Genomic DNA, 18,588 nt, shown 5'->3' with positions numbered 1-18,588 from the left:
CATGAGGAGTACGAGCGCGACGGCTCCGATCTTCGTGTTGCGCAGTGAGGGGCTCGTCGTGCTCATGCTCCGGCCCTGTTGATGTCGGCCGACTCGAGGATGAATCGATCGGCCCGCCCTTCGACGACACGGAGCATCGCGCGCCCGAGGCGCTCGGAGGTGGTGAACAGGAACGGGAAGACGCGCACGAGGAGCGGAGTGAGAAGGAACAGCGGCTTCAGCAGGACCACGCCGAGCTGATAGCCTCGCGTCTTGCTACGAATGCCTGGCCCGGGCCGGATGAAGCCGGGGCGGACTGCGCCCGCATGCTGGAACGGCATCGACCGCAGCGCGTCCTCGACCCGCCGCCTCACGCGAGCCCACATGCCGGGGCCGCCTGCGCCACCTGCGGAGCAGTAACAGAAGGACATGCCGGGGTTGAGCCGGAGGAGCGCTCGTGCCCAGACGAGTGTCAGCTCCTCGGTCACCCGCGCGTAGGCCGTCTCGTCGAGCCCCACGGAGCTGACGCCGATCGCCCAGATGCAGGCGTCGTAGCCCATGAGTTGTTTCTCGACGGCGGCGAAGTCGAAGAGATCAGTCAGCAGGAACTCGCGCAGCTTCGGGTGCACGACGCCGCATGAGTGCCGTCCGATGCTGAGCACCGACTCGACCTCGGGGGCGTTGAGCGCTTCGCGCAGAGCGCCCGCGCCCACCATCCCTGTCGCGCCGAAGAGGATGATATTCATTGGAACGCTCCGCTCCGCGCATTCCCAGAACCGAGCTCGTACCGAATCCCGGTGATGCGCTCGAGCTCGTCGAACAGCATTCGACCCGCGGCGACGTTGTCCGCGAAGGGCGCGGGCGTGGCCTCGACAGGATGTCCCCGCAGCTCGAGGAACCCGTCAGGACCAAAGTAGCTGCCAGGCGGCGCACCCTCGAGCGTTGCTGCCATGAGCGTCGGCTCGGCCCCTCTGGCAGCGCTCTGGATGAGGGGATAGATCGCCAGTACCATCAGCTTCATGCCGAGGGTCGTGGCGGCGCCGAGGTTGGTCTTCGCGGTGCCGGGGTGACAGCACACCGCCAGGAGCCGATTGCCGGCGCGACGCTGCAACTCCTTGGTGAAGAGGATGTTGGCCAGCTTGGTCTTGCAGTAGACGCGGATGGGCCTGTACTCATCTCGCGAGTCGAGGTCTTCGAGCGGTACCGGCCCTCCGGCTTTGTGAGAGTTCGACGCGACCGTGACGACGCGAGGTGCTCTCGCCCGCAGGAGGGCGGGGAGCAGAATCCCCGTGAGACGGTAGGGTCCGAGAACGTTGGTCGCGAACTGCAATTCGCGGCCGTCGACGCTGAGTTGACGTCGTGGGAGCGCCATCACTCCAGCGTTGTGGATCAGCACGTCGATGGGCCGCGCGAGCGCGAGCTGTGCTTCCGCGAAGGATTGAATCGACTTGGGGGCGGCGAGGTCGAGCAGTGCGACCTTCAAATTGGCGTCGGGCAAGATGGAGCGGATGCGCTCGGCGGCGTCCATCGCCTTGGCTTCGCTTCGAGCGGCAATCGTCACTTCGCCGCCAGCGCGGGCGAGTTCGAGCGCCGTATGCCAACCGATGCCGCTGTTGGCACCAGTGACGATGATGCGACGTCCTGCCTGGGACGGGATGTCCTTGGTGGTCCATGTCGTGCTCATCGAGCGAGGACCTTCGAGCTCATCTCTGTTCATGCCGCGCTCCCTTCCTTGTTGCCGGTGGAACGAACCGCGCCGCGAGGAGCCGTGTTCGTTGTTCCAGCACCTCCTGCGTGGGGTGGTCAGCGAGCAACCCGTCCAACGCGAGGAGGAAGACCTCGGCGCTCGCCTCGTCGCCCAGGATGGCGGTCACGCACTCCTGGGCGACCTCGCGGTGGAGCGCCTCGCTCCCGGGATCGATCCGCTCACATGCCTCGAGGAACTCGCTCCCCATCGGCGCGCCGACCATCTCGGCCCAGGGCTCGAGCACCATCAAACGGCACACGTTGAGCAAGCGCTCGTAGGGAGTGCCCGGACCGTTCGCCGCCTGCTTCGCAGCGGGGTGTCGAGAAACCAGCCAGTCCACGAAGACGGCCCGGTAGATGTCTTCCTTGTCCTTGAAGATCCGATAGAGCAGCGTGCGCGAGAGGTTCGCGCGCCTGGCGATGTCCTCGAAGGCCGTCTTCGCGAAGCCGAAGTTGAGGAAGCACCACCGTGCGGCGATCAGGATCCTCGCGCGCCGGGCGGCTGCCTCGTCGTCTGTCATCGTCGCGGGCATGAGGACATACTGACAATCAGTGCTCTGATTGTCAAGATGTGCCCAATCCGGCCCAATACAGGTCCGACGGTCGGGAGGTCTGTGTGCCGGCTACCGGCCATGTGGATGTCCCGCCGCCATGGCCCCGACGCTTTCCCCCCACCGGAGGCGGGGCGCGCGGTCCGGATGCTCGGTGCCCAGGTGGACTGACTCCTCGCTAGCTGGCCAGGCGCCTCGCCTCCGTTGTTTCGCGGAGTCCACCATGCGGCGCACCCTCAGTCGTCATGGACCACCTCGCGCGCGGGATTGTCGGTGGGTCCATGAGCGGGCACATCGACCGGCACTTGGTGCTCAACGCGCTGGATATGGCCCTCAAGGGGCGGCGGCCAGGACGAGGATTGCGGCACCGCTCGGACCGGGGCAGTCAGTACGCCCTCGAGGACTGGCAGAAGGCACTGGCCGCTCGGGGCACCCAGCGCAGCTGCGCTTCCTCCTGGGGAGGCGGGGGCGAACTTCATGGGTTCGCTCCATCCGGGGCCCGTCCGTCCGCCTGTAGCCCGTCCGGCGGGAGAGGGGGGCTCGAGGGTCAGGACTGTGGCTCGGGGTCCTCGGGTGTCTTCTTCTCGTCCAGCGACTTGCGCCACTCCTCGAACCGCTCGAAGAGGGAGAAGGGGTGGAAGGCGAGGTGGTCGATGTTGCGATGGTACGCCGCGAGATAGGGCTCGCCCCCGAGTTGGATGACGGCTTGTGAGAGCCGCTCGGACAGACTGTAGAACCAGGCCCGGGCCTGCTCCCGGGTGTCGAAGCTGGCCACCGCTGGAGGAGGGCGGCCGTCCTTCATCATCTCCTCGAAGTGGTACTCGATGGAGTGGGTGGAGGACAGCTTGCGGAAGTTGCTGTCACGGTCATACCTGACGACGTGGTACTGGTCCGCGATCAGCACGAGGGCCAGGTAGGGCGGTCTGGGGTGGTTCTTCAGCCACGCTTCCGCCTCTTCTCGCGTTGCGAAGGAGGCGACGACCATCTCGGGTCCCTCGGTCCTGAGCTCCTGGCGGTAGTCGTCGAATTCATACCGCTGGCCCGTCGTGATGATGAAATGGAGCGCATCGGCTGCGGTGAGAAGCAACTCCTTCTCCTCCGCGGACTCGGTCTTCTCATGAATCAAGCCAAGGAGATTGATGGCTTCGAAGACGGGGCTTTTGGGTTCCATGGGGTGCCTCGGGGATGTGGAGCCGAGCAGGGCTCGTCAGGATGCCAGGAGCACCGCGGGGACGAGGACCACGAGCCCCGTTCCGGCGGTTAGCACGGTGGATCCTCTGACTCAACGCATGGTCCGCCCTGCTCGCGGCGGGGGAGTCCACCTTGTGGACCGAATTCCTTCGCGCCCTTTTGCCGCGCGGTGGTCAACGGCCCGCCGCGCGGGTTGGAACGCTCACGCTATGACGGTGCTGGGGCCCTCCTCCTCGGGAGTGGCTGGACCGGGCACCACCTCGCGGCGTTTCCACAGGAAGTACACCGCCGGATAGACGAGCAGCTCCAGCAGGAAGCTCGTGGCCAGGCCGCCCACCATGGGCGCGGCGATGCGCTTCATCACGTCCGCTCCCGTTCCCGTGGACCACATGATGGGCAGCAAACCCAGCATCGCCGCCATCACCGTCATCGCCTTGGGCCGCACGCGCTTCACCGCCCCGTGGATGATGGCCTCCTCCAGATCGCCCACGGTGCGCAGCCGCCCGCGCTTCTTCGCCTCGTCGTGCGACAGGTCGAGGAAGAGCAGCATGAAGGCACCGGTCTCGGCGTCCAGGCCCATCAGGGCGATCATCCCCACCCACACCGCGATGGACACGTTGTAGTCGAGCGCCCAGAGCAGCCACACCGCGCCGATGGCCGAGAAGGGCACCGCCAGCATCACGAGCCCCGCTTTGAACGCCGACTTCGTGTTCATGTACAGCAGCCCGAAGATGAGCACGAGCGTGAGCGGGATGACGAGCTTCAACCGCTCCCGGACACGCAGCATGTTCTCGTACTGCCCGCTCCACGTCATGGAGTAGCCCGTCGGCAGCTTCACGCTCGCCGCCACCGCTTCCTTGGCGCGGTCCACGAAGCGCCCCACATCGTACTTGGACGTGTCGAAGTCCACGTACACGTAGCCGGTGAGCATCCCGTTCTCGTTGCGGATCATCGAGGGCCCGTGGGCGAGCACCACGTCCGCGATGGTCTCCATGGGAATCTGCCCCTTGCCGTCCGGCAGCGGCAGCAGCACGCGCTTGAGCGATTGCAGGTCCTCGCGGTAGTCCCGCGCGTAGCGCACGTTGATGCCGTAGCGCTCGCGGCCCTCCACGGTGGTGGACTGGTTGTCGCCTCCCACCGCCGTCATCACCATCATGTTCGCGTCGTCCACGCTCAGGCCGTAGCGGGCGAGCTCGTCCCGCTTGAGGACGAAGTCCAGGAAGTAGCCGCCCGCCACGCGCTCGGCGAACGCGCTGCGCGTGCCCTCCACCTTCGCCACCGCCGCCTCCGTCTCGCGGGCGATGCGCTCCACCGTGGTCAGGTCCGCGCCCATGATCTTGATGCCCACCGGCGTGCGGATGCCCGTGGACAGCATGTCCAGCCGTCCCTTGATGGGCATGGTCCACGCGTTGGAGATGCCCGGGAGCTGGAGCGCCGCGTTCATCTTCGACTCCAGCTCGGCCTGGGTGATGCGATCCCTCCAGAACGGACGCAGCATCCCCTTCAGCCACTCGGGCGCCCAACCGCTGTACCAGCGTGGCACTTCGCGCCACTGGGACTCGGGGCGCAGCAGCACCGTCGTCTCCATCATGGTGAACGGCGCCGGGTCTGTGGACGTATTGGCGCGGCCCGCCTTGCCGAAGACGCGCTCCACCTCGGGGAACTGCATGAGCAGCTTGTCTTGCACCTGCAACACGCGTTGCGCCTCGGCCACGGACATGCCGGGCTCCACCGCCGAGGGCATGTAGAGGATGGTGCCCTCGTTGAGCGGCGGCATGAACTCGCTGCCCAGGTGCAGGTACACGGGGATGCTGCTGGCCACCAGCAGCGCGCTCACGGCCAGGGTGGCCTTCGCGTGGCGCAACACGAAGCGGCACGGACCCTCGTAGATGCGGTGCATCAGCCGGCTGATGGGGTGCCGCTCCTCCGAGTAGTACTTGCCCACGAGTGCGTGCGTCGCCATCGACGCCAGGAACCTCGGGCGGAAGTGGAAGGGCTCCACGCGGGCGAAGAGCATCCGCATGGCCGGATCCAGGGTGATGGCCAGCAGCGCGGCGATGGCCATGGCGAGGTTCTTCGAGTACGCCAGCGGGCGGAAGAGGCGGCCCTCCTGGTCCACCAGCGTGAAGATGGGCATGAAGGCCACGGCGATGACGAGCAGGCTGAAGAAGACGCCCGGCCCCACCTCCATCAACGCCTCCAGCCGCACCTGATGGAAGTCGCCCTTCTTTCCATCTTTTATCCAGTGGTGGATCTTGTTGTACGCGTTCTCCACCTCGACGATGGCGCCGTCCACGAGCACGCCGATGGAGATGGCGATGCCCGCCAGCGACATGAGGTTGGCGTTCAGCCCCATCGCGTACATGGGGATGAAGGCCAGTGCCACCGACACCGGAATGGTGACGATGGGCACGATCGCCGACGGGATGTGCCACAGGAAGATGAGGATGATGAGGGAGACGATGATGATCTCCTCCACCAGCTTGAACGTCACCGTGTCGATGGCGCGCTCGATGAGGTCCGAGCGGTCATAGGTGGTGACGATCTCCACGCCCTCGGGCAGCGAGGGTTTCAGCTCCTCGAGCTTCGCCTTGATGCGCTCGATGACGTTGAGGGCGTTCTCTCCCTGGCGCATCACCACGATGCCGCCCACCACGTCGCCCTCGCCGTCCAGGTCGGCCACGCCGCGGCGCAGCTCGGGGCCCAGCGTCACGGTGGCCACGTCCTTGATGGTGACGGGCGTGCCGCCCTGGGCCTTGAGCACGAGCCGCTCGATGTCCTCCACGCTCTTCACGTAGCCCCGGCCACGGACCATGTACTCGCGCCCGGCCACCTCCACGAGCCGTCCCCCCACGTCGTTGTTGCCCTGGCGCACCGCGCTCACCACCGCGTCCAGTGACAGCCCATAGCTCGTCAGGCTGTTGGGATTCACCGTCACCTGGTACTGGCGCACCTGTCCGCCCACGGTGGCGACCTCGGAGACACCCGGCACGCTTTGAATCTGATAGCGCAGGAACCAGTCCTGGTAGGAGCGCAGCTCGTCCAGCCGGTGTTTGCCGCTCCTGTCCACCAGCGCGTATTGGAACACCCACCCCACGCTGGTGGCGTCCGGGCCCAGCTCCACCTTCACGTCCGATGGCAGTTGGGGCGTTATCTTCGACAGGTACTCGAGCACCCGCGTACGCGCCCAGTACATGTCCGTGCCGTCCTCGAAGATGACGTACACGTAGCTGAAGCCGAAGTCGCTGAAGCCGCGCACGGCCTTCACCTTCGGGGCGCCCAGCAGTGCGGTGGTGATGGGGTAGGTGACCTGGTCCTCGACGATGTCGGGGCTGCGGTCCCACCGCCCGTAGACGATGACCTGCGTGTCGGACAGGTCCGGCAGCGCGTCCAGCGGCGTGTTCCGCATGGTCCACCACGCGCCGATGAGCGCCACCACGGTGGCCGCGATGACCAGGTACTTGTTCTCCGCCGAGAAGCGGATGATGGCTCGGATCATGGCCTCAGTGGCCTCCGTGGCCGGAGGGAGTGGGGGGAGCCGCCGCGGGGGGCGAAGCGGGAGGAGGCGCCGTGGCACCGCCCGAGGAGGACGCGGCCAGCGCCGCCAGCGAGGCACGCAGGCGCGATTCGGAGTCGACGAGGAAGTTGGCGCCGGTGACGACCTCATCACCGGCCTTCAGGCCCGACGTCACCTCCACGCTCTTCCCATCCGACTCGCCCAGGCGGACCTCGCGGGGCTGGAAGCGGCCGCCGCCGAGCGCCACGAAGACGACCTGGGTGGTGCCGGTGGGAACGACGGCATCCGCGGGAATCCTCAGCCCCTCGCGGGTCGTGCCCCGGAGCACCACCTCGCCGAACATCTCGGGGCGCAGGTCGCCTTCGGGGTTGGGGAACTCCAGGCGGACCTTGACGGTGCGCGTGGCCGGGTCGAGCACCGGGTCGAGGAAGGCCACCTTCCCGGCGAAGATGCGGTTCGGAAACGCCTTGAGCTGGAGCGTGGCGGGCATGCCCACCTTCACGTGGCGCAGCTCGTTCTCATACACGTCGGCGAGCACCCACACGCGCGACAGATCGACGATCTCATAGGGCGTGGCACCCACTTCCAGCCGTGCGCCCTCCACCACGTCCTTCTTCGTGATGACCCCGGAGATGGGCGACACCAGGGTGAGGGAGCGGGTGGCCTCGCCCGTCTCGGCGAGCCGCTCGAGGGTGGCCTGCGGTACGTCCCACAGTTGCAGCTTGCGCCGGGCCGCGGCCACCAGGGCGTCGCCGTCCGCGGACATCCCGCCGGACTGGCCCAGGGCCTGACGGGTGCGCAGGGCCAGCAGGTATTCCTCCTGGGCCGCGAGCAGCTCGGGGCTGTAGACGGAGAAGAGTGGCTCACCGCGCCGCACCGGCTTGCCGGTGAAGTCCGCGTACACGCGCTCGACGAAGGCGGGCACCTTCAGGGTGACGCGGCGCACGCGGGTCTCGTCCATGGCCACGCGGCCGTTGGTCCGCCATGTCCCCCCCACCTTGCCCTCCGTCACCGGCGCGGTGCGCAGGCCGATGAGCTGCTGGCGCGCGGTGTCGATGGTGACGGGCGCCAGGCCCTCCACCGCGGGGGCACCCGGGTCGCCAGCGGAAGCCGGCGCGGGCGTCATCGGCACCAGGTCCATGCCGCAGATGGGGCACTTGCCCGGGTGGTCCTGCACGATGCTCGGGTGCATCGGGCACTGGTATTTCGTGGCCGCCGGCTCGGAAGCGGGTGTGGAGGCCGTGGCCGTGGCGGCGGGCGCGTGGGCCTCGTGCGCCGCGTCCCTGTGCGCCAGCAGGTGCACGGCGCCACCGCCGAGGACGGCGCTGCCCAGGGCCGTCACGGCGAGCGCGGCGGCTCCGAAGCGGCGGCGCGAGGGCGGTGGCGAGGGGGGCAGTGGGGGAGTCTCGAGAGACATGGTTTTTCCAGGGCTACATGCCCGACATGGAGGAAGAGGAAGAGGAGGCGGGGGCACCCGGCGAGCCACCCGCTGGAGCGGCGCCACCCGCGGGAGCGGACGGAGAGCTCCCCGCCCCGGGCATACCGCCCGACGACTGAGCGCTGCCGCCCAGGGAGGCCACGGGCTCCAGGCTCACCTCGGCCTGGGCGATGGCGAGGCGCTGCGCGTCGGCGAGCGTGCGCAGGTAGTCCTCCTCGTCGCGGATGATGCCGGTGTTGGCCTCCAGCACCGAGGCGAACGAGGCGCGGCCCACGCGGTACTGCGTCAGGGTGCTCTCGGCGGTCGCCGCCGATTGCATCAACAGGCCGTCCCGGTAGATGGCCACCGTGTCGCGCAGCGCTTCCAGGGCGATGAGACGCTCGCGCACCCGCAGGCGCAGCACCTGCTCCAGGGTCTCCACCCCACGGGCCGAGGCCTCGGCCTGGGCACCGCGCTCGGCCACCACGCGGTCCTGCTTGCTCCCGGAGAAGATGGGCAGGGTGACGCCCAGGTTGGCCTGCCACATGGGAGGGAAGGCTCCGCCCCGCGGCATCACCCCGGCGCTTACGGTGAAGTCGGGCAGGCGTTCCCGGCGAGCCAGTGCCACCTGCTGACCGGCCTGCGCCACCAGCGCGCGCTGTTGGGCCAGCTCGGGGCTGCGCTCGAGTGCGTCCTTCTCCGCGGCTTCGACGTCGCCGGGCTCGGGCACTCCCATGTCGCGCACGCGCGTGGTGGTGGGCAGGGGCGTCTCCAGGGGCCGGCCGCTCAGCCGGTTCAGTGTCTGCACCCGGACGCGCTCCTCGGCGCGCAACGCGAGCTGACGCTGGCGCAGCCGGTTGAGCTCGAGCTGGGCGCGCAGCAGGTCGGACTGGGCTCCCTCGCCGGTCTCGTAGCGGATGCGGGCCATGTCGGCCGATTGCTTCCAGAGCGCCTGGAGCCGCTCCAGCAGCATCAGCCGCTCGCGCGTCAGCAGCAGGTCCAGGTATCCCCGGCGCACCTCGGCCTCGATGGACAGCCGCACCCGCGCCACCTGCGTCGACGCGGCCTTGGCGCCAAGCTGAGCGACCTCGCTGCGCAGCTCGCGCTTGCCGGGGAAGGGCAGGGACTGGGAGACCATGATGCTGAAGTAACTGGTCTCCATCTCGCCAATCATGAAGCCGTTGAAACCGTCATTCTGGATGCCCACCTGCAGCACCGGGTCTGGCAGGGCACTGGCCTGGGGCACGCGCTCCCGGGCGGCCCGGACCGGGGCCTCGGCCTGGTGCACCTCCGGGCGGTTCGCGAGGGCTTCCGTGAGGAGCTGCTCCAGCGCCGGATCCGTGGGCAGTGCCGGTACGGAGGCCGCCTGCGTGGGAGGCGTGCGAGTCTCCGTCTGCGCGAACGCCACCAGGGGCGAGCACAGCGCCAGCACGAGGGCGAGCTGCCCGAACACATGGCGCCGCCCGCCTGGGGTGGGGACTGGCTGGGAGGGAGCGTGAAGGGTTCGCACGAGGAGGGGTTGTGCAGGGGGTGTGCCACGGGCTTGGCTCCGTCCGGGCGAGTCGGACAGAGGGGCGCGACGGGTTCCAGGCCCGGAGTTACCGGCGCGACAGGAGCCCGGGGCGTCACGGTGTAACCGGGGGAATCACATGGGCTCGGGTGAAACACGCGCCTACGCTGGAGCGGGCAACTGGCATCCGGCTTGCGTAGTACTGGTGGTGGAGGAGCGCTCATCCATGCAGGTCCCCTCGGGCACGGCCCGGCGTCTCAGTCTGGCCCTCGCCGCCCTGGTATCCCTCTTCGTGGTGTCATCCGTCCTGGTGCTCGTGCACATGCGGGAGATTCATGCCCGCATGGTCGAGATGCAGGCGCGGCAGCACGCGGTCCGCTCGGCGCTCGAGGTGGCCAGCGCCATCCGGGACACCTACGCGCACCAGGCTCACACCCTCATCCTGGGCAATGACAGCCACCTGCACTTCTATGAGACCGCGGCCAGCCGGGTGACGCGGTTGACGGCGGTGATGAAGGCGCAGGCCCTCGGGCCCGAGGAGCGGGCCTGGGTGGAGGACATCGAGCGGGCACAGCGGTCGCTGGACACGCTCTTCCGCGAGGCGCTCCTGCCGGCGGTGCTGGCGGGGCGGCAGGAGGACATGGAGCGCGAGCATGGCCGGGCGCTGGGGCTCGTGTCCCAGATGGAGGAGCGCACGGACCGGCTGGTGAGCCACTTCAACCACTCGGTGGACGCGGCCGAGGCCCGGGTGGCCGAGCTCCAGAGCTCCGCCTTCCAGTGGACCCTGTTCTTCCTGGTGGGCGCGCCGCTGCTGGCCATGGGCGTGGGTGTCTACATCGTCCGCTCCGTGGCTCGGCCGGTGGCCCGGCTGCGCGAGGGCGCGGCGCGGCTGGCGGCGGGAGACATGCACGCGCGCATCGACATCACGACCCCCGACGAGTTCGGCGAGCTGGCCCGCCAGTTCAACGCCATGACGGCGGCGCTGCGCGAGCACCAGGAGCGGCTGGTGCAGAGCGAGAAGCTCGCGGGCATCGGCCGGCTGGCGGCGGGGGTGGCCCATGAGATCAACAACCCGCTCACCGTCATCCTTGGATATGTGGGGATGATGAAGAAGAAGGCGGAGGGGAACCTGCGCGAGGACCTCCAGGTCATCGAGGACGAGGCGGTGCGGAGCCGCGACATCGTCGAGGATCTGCTCGCGCTCTCGCGTCCCCTGCCGGCCGAGCCCGAGCCCGTGGACCTGCGGGCCCTGTGCGAAGAGGTGGTGGAGCGGCTGAGGCAGGGAGGACAACTGGGCGCCGTGAAGGTGGACGTGGAAGGCGAGGCGCGGACCGCAGGACACCTGACGAAGCTGCGCCAGGTGGTGCTCAACCTGATGCGCAACGCGGTGGATGCGTGCGGAGAGACGGGGCGGGTGCGGGTGCGGCTGGTGCAGACGGAGAAGGGGGCGGAGGTGCACGTGGAGGACACGGGTCCGGGCCTGAGCGTCACGGCGCGCGAGCGCCTCTTCGAGCCCTTCTTCACCACCAAGCCCAGCGGGACGGGGCTGGGGCTGGCCATCAGTCAGAGCATCGTGCAGGCGCACGGGGGCAACTTGGAGGCCGCCGCGGGAACGGGGCCGGGCGCACACTTCACGGTGTGGCTGCCCGCGACGTCGCAGGGGAGGGCGTGAGGCATGGAGACGCGTGGACGTGTGCTGGTGGTGGACGACAAGGAGAACATCCTCAAGCTCTTCGCCCGGCTGCTGGGCGACACCTATGAGGTGACGTGCGCGGAGGACGGCGCGCGGGCGCTGGCGTTGGTGGCGGCGCAGGAGTTCGACGTCGTGGTGTCGGACGTCCGCATGCCCGGGGCGGACGGCTTCGAGGTGCTGCGCGCCGTCAAATCCCGCTACCCGGATACCGAGGTGGTGATGATGACGGGCTACGCCACGGTGCAGGACGCGGTGGAGGCCATGCGGGCGGGTGCCTTCGACTACCTCCAGAAGCCCTTCCTCCCGGACGCTCCCGTGGAGCTGGTCGCGCGGGCGATGGAGCGCCGGCGGCTGCGCCTCCAGGCGGAGCGCCTGGGGCCGGAATCTCCGGGCTCGGATTTCGTCTTCGCCGGGGCCGTGGGCCGCAGTGCGGCGATGCAGGAAGTGCATCGGCTGCTCGCGCAGGCGGCGCGCCTGGACATCACGGTGCTGCTGACGGGCGAGACGGGCACGGGCAAGGAGTTGGCGGCGCGGGCCGTGCACCTCAACAGCGCCCGGCGGGAGAAGCCCTTCGTGGCCGTCAACTGTGGGGCCCTGCCGGCGGAGCTCGTGGAGAGCGAGCTGTTCGGCCACGGCAAGGGCGCCTTCACCGGCGCGGCCCAGGCGAAGGCGGGCCTCTTCGAGGAGGCCCACGGTGGAACGCTCTTCCTGGACGAGGTGGGGGAGTTGCCGTTGAACGCGCAGGTGAAGCTGCTGCGCGTGCTGCAGGAGCGGGAGCTCCGGCGCGTGGGCGAGACCCGGCCCGTGCAGGTGGACGTGCGGGTGGTGGCCGCCACGCACCGGGACCTGCGTGCGGCCGCGGCCCAGGGGCGCTTCCGGGAGGATCTCTTCTACCGGCTCAACGTCTTCCCGGTGCAACTGCCGCCGTTGCGCGAGCGCAAGGAGGACATCTCGCTGCTGGCGGCCCACCTGCTCGACAAGCACTACAAGGCGATGGGGCGCACGCTGGAGGGGATGACCCCGGAGGCGCTGCGTACTCTCGTGGGCTACCCGTGGCCGGGCAACGTGCGCGAGCTGGAGAATGCCCTGATGCGCGCGGTGGCGGTGGCCACGGGGCCTTCCGTGACGGAGCGCGACCTGCCGCCCGAGGTGCGCGAGCGTCAGGAAGGCTCCCTGCCAGGTGGGGCGGCGAAGCACCTGCCCTACCGGGACGCGCTGGACCTGGCCAGGGACCGCTTCTCGCGCGAGTACCTCACGGCCCTGCTGCGCGACTTCGAGGGCAACGTCACCCGTGCCGCCGAGCATGCCGGCATCGAGCGCGAGAGCCTGCACCGGTTGTTGAAGCGCTACAGCATCCGCTCCGACGACTTCAAGCCGCGGTCATGACGGGCCGCGGCCCGGCGGGCTACTGGATGGTGACGATCCCGCCGATGTGGTCCATGGCGCAGGCGTAGCGCAGCGTGCCCGACTCGCTGGGGGTGAACTCCAGGGTCACCGGCGTGTCCAGGGGAAGGGGCTGGTTGATGCCCAGGTCGTCCAGGATGATCTCCGTGGCGCACGTCTTGGCCGTCTTGCGGGTGATGACGAGGCGGACCGTGTGTCCCGCCTTCACCGTCACGTTCGCGGGCTCGAAGCCCTTGGACGTCACCGTGATCTCCACGGTGCGGACGCCGCTCTTCTGGGCCGGAGCGGCGGCGAGGGTGAGGGCGGTCAGGGCTCCCATCAGGAGGGTCTTCATGGGTGGTTTCTCCGGGAGGGGTGAGGATCTCCTCCCAGGCAAAGCACGGCGCGTGCCGGGTCCGCGCGTGCCTGTTCTCGCGGGGTTGGGGCGTGAGGTCCCTGACGGGAGTGTCCAGGCGGGTTTCCCTGTAACCCGCCCGGTCACGGTCGCGAGGGCTCCGGCGCCCGGGGGTCGTGCGGCATGGGGCCTGGTTGCATGGGTGCTCCCTCGTGGTAGTCAAACGCCGTGGACGATCTCGACGCCCGCCGCCGTGAGCAGCACAAGCAGCGCCTGTCCTGGATGCCGTGGCTCTACTTCACGCTCAAGCCGCGCCACCGCGCCTGGGCCGAGGCCTGGCAGAAGGAGGTGCAAGACAATCTGCGCGAGCTGGAGACGGTGGAGATCGCCGAGGGCTGCTTCATCTCCCCGGACGCCCACCTCTTCGCCGAGCCGGGCCGCCCCATCCGCATCATCGGCCCCGGCGTGAGCATCGCCGCCAACACCTTCGTGCACGGGCCCGTGGTGCTGGAGGCCGGTGTGAGCCTCAACGCGCGCGTCAGCCTGGATGGAGGCGCCTCCGGCATCCACATCGGCGAGGGCAGCCGCATCGCCACCGGCGCCACCCTCTATGCCTTCGATCATGGTCTCGCCCCGGACAGGGCCGTGCGCGAGCAGCCCGTCACCTCCCGCGGCATCGTGCTCGGCAAGGACGTGTGGGTGGGCGCCAACGCGGGCATCACCGACGGGGTGCGCCTGGGTGACCACGCCGTCGTGGGCATGGGCGCCGTCGTCACCCGCGATGTGCCCCCCTGGGCCATCGTCGCGGGCGTCCCCGCACGGGTCATCGGTGATCGCCGCGAGCGCCGCCGCTCCGGCACTCCCAGCGCCTCGTGGTCACCACCGGACGATTCGGAACAATAACCACCGGACTTTTTCCGGTAATTCTGTCAACTCGTGACATGCCTGTAGCTGTGGGATGACGGCGAATTGACGCGCTTTCATTCGTGAGCCTTATGCTGTGGTCCATCTCCGACTGAGCAGCTCCCCGGGGGAAAGGAGCGCGGCATGGCGTATCAGCAGCTCTCGCAGGTCATCACCTTCGAGGCCGAGAGCCCATCGCGCAGTGCGTTGTCCCGCATGGGGTTGCTCGCGGAGGGTCTCCGCTCCGGGTTGTCGGCGGACGCACTGCGTTACCACTTCCTGGCCGAGCAGCTCAGCGAGGTCGTCTTCCACCTCGATGGCCGGGGCAACCTGACCTTCCTGGGCCCCACGTGGACGGCCCTCACCGGGCTGGCCGTGGAGGACGTGCTCGGCCAGCCGTTGGCGGAGATGGTGCACCCGGAGGAGCGGCCGCGGGTGCAGGCCCTGCTGGATGCGATCGCCGCGCGGGTGCAGGCCTCCTTCCGGCTCGAGCTCAAGCTGCTGGCGGCGGGTGGCCCCCGGTGGGTGGAGCTGGCCGCGCACAGCTCGCCCACGGGCCAGGGCGAGGTGCTGGGCACGCTCACGGACGTTACCGAGCGCCGGCAGCTCCAGGCGCGGCTGCAGCAGTCGGACAAGCTGGCCACGTTGGGGATGCTCGTGCCGGGCTTCACGCACGAGATGAACAACCCGCTGGCCTTCATGCTGGCCAATCTCGACTACCTGCTCTCCAGCATGGGGGACATCGCCGGATCCGCGCCGGCCTCGCAGGTGGCCGAGTGGCGTGAGGCGGTGGGCGAGGTGCGCGAGGGCGCCGAGCGGTTGCATCAGCTGATCGGCCACCTGCGCAGCTACCGCTCGGAGTCCCAGGGGCCGGTGGACCTGAACACGCTGCTCGATTCGGTGGGGCAGATGGTGTCCAGCACGCTGCGCTCGCGCGGGCGGCTGGTGCGCGACTACGGGGCCCGGGCGGAGGTCGCCGGCAGTGAGGGCGGGCTGCGTCAGGCCCTGCTCAACCTCGTGCTCCATGCCGTGCTGTCGCTGAAGGATGGCGGAGACACGGAGGAGAACGAGGTCCGCCTGGTCACCCGCGAGGCGGGTGGCGGCTCCGTGGTGGTCGAGGTGCATGACACCGGAGCCGGCTTCCCCCCCGAGCAGCTCGCGCAAATCTTCGAGCCGGGCTTCACCCCTCGCGAGGCCCGGCCGGCGCTGTCGGTGTGCCGGGACATCGTCCGGGGGCTCGGTGGAAGCATCACCGTGACGTCCGTGGTGGGCCGGGGGACCGTCTTCCGCGTGACGCTGCCGATGGCCTCCTGAGTTCCTAACCTCCTGGAGGGGCCGTGATCCGGCTCTTCCTGGAGGTGGATGTGCCGTCCTTCATCCGTCTGGGGGTGCTCGCACTGATGTTGGCGCTCGCCGCCTGCGGCCAGCGCGGCTCGCGTGAGGCCGGCACGGACGGAGGGCTCCCCATGGGGAGGGGCGGGCAGGGGCTCGGTGGCACCTGTGCCGGGCAGCAGTCGTTCCTCATCGGCAGTGGCATCCACGACATCACCGGCCCCGCCGCCGAGGTGGGGATGATGGGGTACGTGGAGCTGGAGCAGCAGACGGCCGGCATCCACCAGCGTCTGCGCTCGCGCGCCTTCGTCATCGCCTCGCCGTGCAACGGCAAGCGCGTGGTGTTCGTGAGCGCGGACCTGGGCATGGTGTTCCAGGGCGTGAAGCAGGAGGTGGTGCGGCGGTTGAAGGCCACCTTCGGGCCGCTCTACGCGGATGACAACGTGCTGCTGAGCGCCACGCACACGCACAGCGGGCCCGGCGGCTATTCGCACTACGCGCTCTACAACCTGAGCACGTTCGGCTTCGAGCCGAAGAACTTCGAGGTCATCGTCCAGGGCATCTACCAGTCCATCGTCCGCGCGCACGAGCACCTGGCGCCGGGCCACATCACCCTGGCGGCGGGGGACCTGCTCGACGCGAGCCGCAACCGCTCGCCCGAGGCCTACCACCTCAATCCGCCCGAGGAGCGCGCGCGCTACGCGTACGACACGGACAAGCGGATGACGCTCCTGCGCTTCACGAAGGAGCCGGGCGTGGAGGTGGGGCTCATCAACTGGTTCGCGGTGCACACCACGTCCATGGGGCAGGAGAACCGGTACATCAGTGGCGACAACAAGGGCTACGCCTCCTATCTCTTCGAGAAGGAGAAGGGCACGCGCTACGACGCCACCGGGGACACCTTCGTGGCGGCCTTCGCGCAGGCCAACGAGGGGGACGTGACACCCAACATCTTCGGCGGCGAGGACGGCGGGGGCCGGGACGACTTCGAGAGCACGGCGTTCTCCGGCCGCAAGCAGTACGAGCGCGCCGCCTCCCTCTACGCGAGCGCCACCACGCCCCTCACCGGTGGCGTGGACTACCGGCACGTCTACGTGAAGATGGATGACGTGGAGGTGCGGTCCGCCTTCACGGGAGGCCCTCCGGCGCATACCTGCACGGCGGCCTTTGGCATCTCCATGCTGTCGGGCGCGGAGGACGGGCCGGGCGTGGGGGGCGGCGAGGGCGCGACGTGTGCCGCCATCCATGATCTGTGGAGCGCCTTCACCTGCACCACCACCACCACGGCCTGCCAGGCGGAGAAGCCCATGGTGCTGGAGATGGGCGCGATGAAGCCCTTCCCGTGGAGCCCCGAGGTGTTGCCGCTGCAACTCGTCACCCTGGGCAACGTGGCGCTGGTGGCGGTGCCCTTCGAGCTGACCACCATGGCGGGGCGCCGCCTGCGCGAGACGGTGCGCGCGCGGCTGGAGCCCGCGGGGGTGACGGAGGTGGTCATCGCCGGCCTGTCCAACGCCTACTCCGGTTACGTGGCCACGCGCGAGGAGTACACCCGGCAGGACTACGAGGGCGCCTCCACCCACTTCGGGCCCTGGACGCTCGCGGCCCTGCAGCAGGAATTCGACGCCCTGGCGCGCGCCCTGCGCGAGGGCTCGCCCGTTCCTCCGGGGCCCACGCCGCGCGACCTGTGCCAGCAGCAAAGCCGGTTGCGGCCCGGGGTCCTGCTCGACGACAAGCCGTTGTGGGCGCGCTTCGGCGGCGTCTTCTCCGACGCGCGCGCGTCCTACGCACGGGGCGAGACGGTGCGCGTCACCTTCTGGGGCGGACATCCGAAGAACGACCCACGCCCCCAGGGCACCTTCCTGCGCGTGCAGCGCCGCGCGGGCCTCCTCTGGGAGGACGTGGCCTACGACTGGGATTGGGAGACGAAGTACACGTGGCGGCGCAGCTACTGCATGCCCACCCTGGCCTGCTCGCACGTCCTCATCGAGTGGGCCATTCCGCCGGATGCCGTCCCCGGCACCTACCGCATCGTCCACGAGGGCGACTGGAAGTCCGGCTGGGATGGCCGGGTGCGCCCGTACCGGGGCACTTCGCGCACCTTCACCGTGAAGTGAAGGCGCTCAGCTGCAGCTCCGGTCCGCGTTGCAGCTCCTGTTGCACTTGCGGCAGGCGTCACCGTTCTTGCCACATTTGTCCTTCGTGTTGCCCGGCTCGCAGGTGTTGCCCGAGCAGCAGCCCGAGCACGAGTTGCTGGTGCACCGGCACGTCCCGTCCACGCACTCCTGTCCCTGGGCGCACGGGCCGCTGCTTCCGCACTTGCACTGCCCTCCCACGCACCGGTCCACCGTCAGGTCGCTGCAGGCGGGATTGGAGCCACACACGCAGACGCCGCGGGCATCGCAGGTGTCCGTCCGCTGGGGATCGCACGTCACGCACGTGTTGCCGCCCGTGCCACATGCCGTCCGGGAGGAAGGCGTGCAGACACCGTCCTTGCAGCAACCGTCGCACCCCAGGCAGAAGGTGTCCGGGTTGGAGGGCTCCAGCCGCATCGTGACGTCCACCTCGTACCCATCGCGGAGCTGCACGCTGCTCTCGCCCCGGGCCACCACGCTCCCGTCGCGCAGGCCCTCGACGTACACCCTGGCATGCACGCCGTTGGTGACGCCGTCCTCCAGCAGCACGCGCAACGTCTCCCCGCTGGAGAGCAGCCGCGCCGGTTGCTCCGGAAGCACGTGCGGCCCGAAGGGCGCTCCTGCCTGTACCTCGCCCCACACCCGGACCTGGGTGAGCAACAGCGTGGGATCGAATTCCGTGGTGACGTAGAGCGCCGTGCCCGAGGCCGTGCCCGAATCCCGGCACGCACCCAACAGCAACACGGCGCACACGAGCACCAGCTTCCAACCCCCCCGGGTCGCCGTCTCAGGTGCGCGCATCATGGCACACATGAGGGTATTCATTACGCACAGGCCAGGGCTTGTACTGAAGTCATCCCCGTCGAGCTCTGGACGTTC

The 18,588-nt window shown here is 69.2% G+C and carries 14 protein-coding genes and 1 pseudogene; 6 read left to right on the top strand and 9 right to left on the bottom strand.

Going from position 1 to position 18,588, the window contains the following annotated elements:
- Nucleotides 1-62 precede the first annotated feature (62 nt).
- From BO221_RS12860 to BO221_RS12850, 3 genes are read right to left on the bottom strand one after another with little or no spacing between them, the layout of a single operon-like run.
- Nucleotides 63-725 carry a hypothetical protein gene (locus tag BO221_RS12860; protein WP_073560696.1) on the bottom strand — a complete coding sequence of 221 codons (663 nt, stop codon included), beginning with the start codon at nucleotides 723-725 and terminating at the stop codon, nucleotides 63-65.
- Entirely contained in the window at nucleotides 722-1,696 is a 975-nt protein-coding gene (locus BO221_RS12855; RefSeq protein ID WP_198956102.1) for an oxidoreductase, read from the bottom strand. The genes BO221_RS12860 and BO221_RS12855 overlap by 4 nt, the downstream gene beginning before the upstream one ends.
- Nucleotides 1,683-2,258 (bottom strand): TetR/AcrR family transcriptional regulator, encoded by a 576-nt coding sequence (locus tag BO221_RS12850; RefSeq protein WP_198956101.1) that lies wholly within the window; start codon nucleotides 2,256-2,258, stop codon nucleotides 1,683-1,685. The genes BO221_RS12855 and BO221_RS12850 overlap by 14 nt, the downstream gene beginning before the upstream one ends.
- A 263-nt stretch (nucleotides 2,259-2,521) precedes the next feature.
- Here BO221_RS12850 and BO221_RS57595 point away from each other — a divergent pair.
- A pseudogene (locus BO221_RS57595) lies at nucleotides 2,522-2,713 on the top strand (DDE-type integrase/transposase/recombinase); the annotation flags it as partial.
- 110 nt (nucleotides 2,714-2,823) lie between these two features.
- Here BO221_RS57595 and BO221_RS12845 read toward each other — a convergent pair.
- The 4 genes from BO221_RS12845 to BO221_RS12830 all read right to left on the bottom strand — a co-directional run bounded on the left by BO221_RS12845 (nucleotide 2,824) and on the right by BO221_RS12830 (nucleotide 9,854).
- Entirely contained in the window at nucleotides 2,824-3,447 is a 624-nt protein-coding gene (locus BO221_RS12845; RefSeq protein WP_073560694.1) for a hypothetical protein, read from the bottom strand.
- A 222-nt stretch (nucleotides 3,448-3,669) separates the two neighbouring features.
- Nucleotides 3,670-6,966 (bottom strand): efflux RND transporter permease subunit, encoded by a 3,297-nt coding sequence (locus BO221_RS12840; protein WP_073560693.1) that lies wholly within the window; start codon nucleotides 6,964-6,966, stop codon nucleotides 3,670-3,672.
- 4 nt (nucleotides 6,967-6,970) lie between these two features.
- Nucleotides 6,971-8,401 carry an efflux RND transporter periplasmic adaptor subunit gene (locus BO221_RS12835; protein ID WP_073560692.1) on the bottom strand — a complete coding sequence of 477 codons (1,431 nt, stop codon included), beginning with the start codon at nucleotides 8,399-8,401 and terminating at the stop codon, nucleotides 6,971-6,973.
- Between the two features lie 13 nt (nucleotides 8,402-8,414).
- Complete coding sequence (locus BO221_RS12830; protein WP_073560691.1) at nucleotides 8,415-9,854, bottom strand: TolC family protein; 1,440 nt, start codon at nucleotides 9,852-9,854, stop codon at nucleotides 8,415-8,417.
- 283 nt (nucleotides 9,855-10,137) lie between these two features.
- On the opposite strand from BO221_RS12830, the gene BO221_RS12825 reads away from it, so the two are divergent.
- Together BO221_RS12825 and BO221_RS12820 are read left to right on the top strand one after the other, a co-directional pair.
- Nucleotides 10,138-11,583 (top strand): HAMP domain-containing sensor histidine kinase, encoded by a 1,446-nt coding sequence (locus BO221_RS12825; protein ID WP_073560835.1) that lies wholly within the window; start codon nucleotides 10,138-10,140, stop codon nucleotides 11,581-11,583.
- 3 nt (nucleotides 11,584-11,586) lie between these two features.
- The gene (locus BO221_RS12820) at nucleotides 11,587-12,990 is read left to right on the top strand and encodes a sigma-54 dependent transcriptional regulator (RefSeq protein ID WP_073560690.1); all 1,404 of its coding nucleotides are present in this window, start codon (nucleotides 11,587-11,589) and stop codon (nucleotides 12,988-12,990) included.
- Between the two features lie 19 nt (nucleotides 12,991-13,009).
- On the opposite strand, the gene BO221_RS12815 is transcribed toward BO221_RS12820, so the two are convergent.
- Nucleotides 13,010-13,342, bottom strand: a complete 333-nt coding sequence (locus BO221_RS12815; RefSeq protein WP_073560689.1) for a cupredoxin domain-containing protein — start codon at nucleotides 13,340-13,342, stop codon at nucleotides 13,010-13,012.
- 282 nt (nucleotides 13,343-13,624) lie between these two features.
- On the opposite strand from BO221_RS12815, the gene BO221_RS12810 reads away from it, so the two are divergent.
- From BO221_RS12810 to BO221_RS12800, 3 genes are all read left to right on the top strand, one after another.
- Nucleotides 13,625-14,245: an acyltransferase gene (locus BO221_RS12810; RefSeq protein ID WP_073560834.1), complete on the top strand. Its 621-nt coding sequence runs from the start codon at nucleotides 13,625-13,627 to the stop codon at nucleotides 14,243-14,245.
- Nucleotides 14,246-14,389: 144 nt separating this feature from the next.
- The gene (locus BO221_RS12805; protein ID WP_073560688.1) at nucleotides 14,390-15,559 is read left to right on the top strand and encodes a nitrogen regulation protein NR(II); all 1,170 of its coding nucleotides are present in this window, start codon (nucleotides 14,390-14,392) and stop codon (nucleotides 15,557-15,559) included.
- Nucleotides 15,560-15,645: 86 nt separating this feature from the next.
- Entirely contained in the window at nucleotides 15,646-17,691 is a 2,046-nt protein-coding gene (locus tag BO221_RS12800) for a neutral/alkaline non-lysosomal ceramidase N-terminal domain-containing protein (protein WP_073560833.1), read from the top strand.
- A 6-nt stretch (nucleotides 17,692-17,697) separates the two neighbouring features.
- On the opposite strand, the gene BO221_RS12795 is transcribed toward BO221_RS12800, so the two are convergent.
- A complete protein-coding gene (locus BO221_RS12795; RefSeq protein ID WP_073560832.1) occupies nucleotides 17,698-18,513 on the bottom strand; it encodes a hypothetical protein in 816 nt (271 codons plus the stop codon).
- Nucleotides 18,514-18,588 lie beyond the last annotated feature (75 nt).

This window comes from Archangium sp. Cb G35 (genome assembly GCF_001896145.1).
GTDB classification, from domain to species: domain Bacteria; phylum Myxococcota; class Myxococcia; order Myxococcales; family Myxococcaceae; genus Archangium; species Archangium violaceum.
The sequence above is the reverse complement of the archived record's forward strand: the minus strand, read 5'-3'. Positions and strand labels throughout refer to the sequence as shown.

Excerpts from the sequence above, each read along its gene's own strand:
- BO221_RS12840 (WP_073560693.1), bottom strand. The coding sequence starts at position 6,966 with ATGATCCGAGCCATCATCCGCTTCTCGGCGGAGAACAAGTACCTGGTC.
- BO221_RS12825 (WP_073560835.1), top strand. The coding sequence starts at position 10,138 with ATGCAGGTCCCCTCGGGCACGGCCCGGCGTCTCAGTCTGGCCCTCGCC.
- BO221_RS12795 (WP_073560832.1), bottom strand. The coding sequence starts at position 18,513 with ATGATGCGCGCACCTGAGACGGCGACCCGGGGGGGTTGGAAGCTGGTG.
- BO221_RS12800 (WP_073560833.1), top strand. The coding sequence starts at position 15,646 with ATGTTGGCGCTCGCCGCCTGCGGCCAGCGCGGCTCGCGTGAGGCCGGC.
- BO221_RS12810 (WP_073560834.1), top strand. The coding sequence starts at position 13,625 with ATGCCGTGGCTCTACTTCACGCTCAAGCCGCGCCACCGCGCCTGGGCC.
- BO221_RS12815 (WP_073560689.1), bottom strand. The coding sequence starts at position 13,342 with ATGAAGACCCTCCTGATGGGAGCCCTGACCGCCCTCACCCTCGCCGCC.
- BO221_RS12855 (WP_198956102.1), bottom strand. The coding sequence starts at position 1,696 with ATGAACAGAGATGAGCTCGAAGGTCCTCGCTCGATGAGCACGACATGG.
- BO221_RS12845 (WP_073560694.1), bottom strand. The coding sequence starts at position 3,447 with ATGGAACCCAAAAGCCCCGTCTTCGAAGCCATCAATCTCCTTGGCTTG.
- BO221_RS12820 (WP_073560690.1), top strand. The coding sequence starts at position 11,587 with ATGGAGACGCGTGGACGTGTGCTGGTGGTGGACGACAAGGAGAACATC.
- BO221_RS12850 (WP_198956101.1), bottom strand. The coding sequence starts at position 2,258 with ATGCCCGCGACGATGACAGACGACGAGGCAGCCGCCCGGCGCGCGAGG.
- BO221_RS12805 (WP_073560688.1), top strand. The coding sequence starts at position 14,390 with ATGGCGTATCAGCAGCTCTCGCAGGTCATCACCTTCGAGGCCGAGAGC.
- BO221_RS12860 (WP_073560696.1), bottom strand. The coding sequence starts at position 725 with ATGAATATCATCCTCTTCGGCGCGACAGGGATGGTGGGCGCGGGCGCT.
- BO221_RS12835 (WP_073560692.1), bottom strand. The coding sequence starts at position 8,401 with ATGTCTCTCGAGACTCCCCCACTGCCCCCCTCGCCACCGCCCTCGCGC.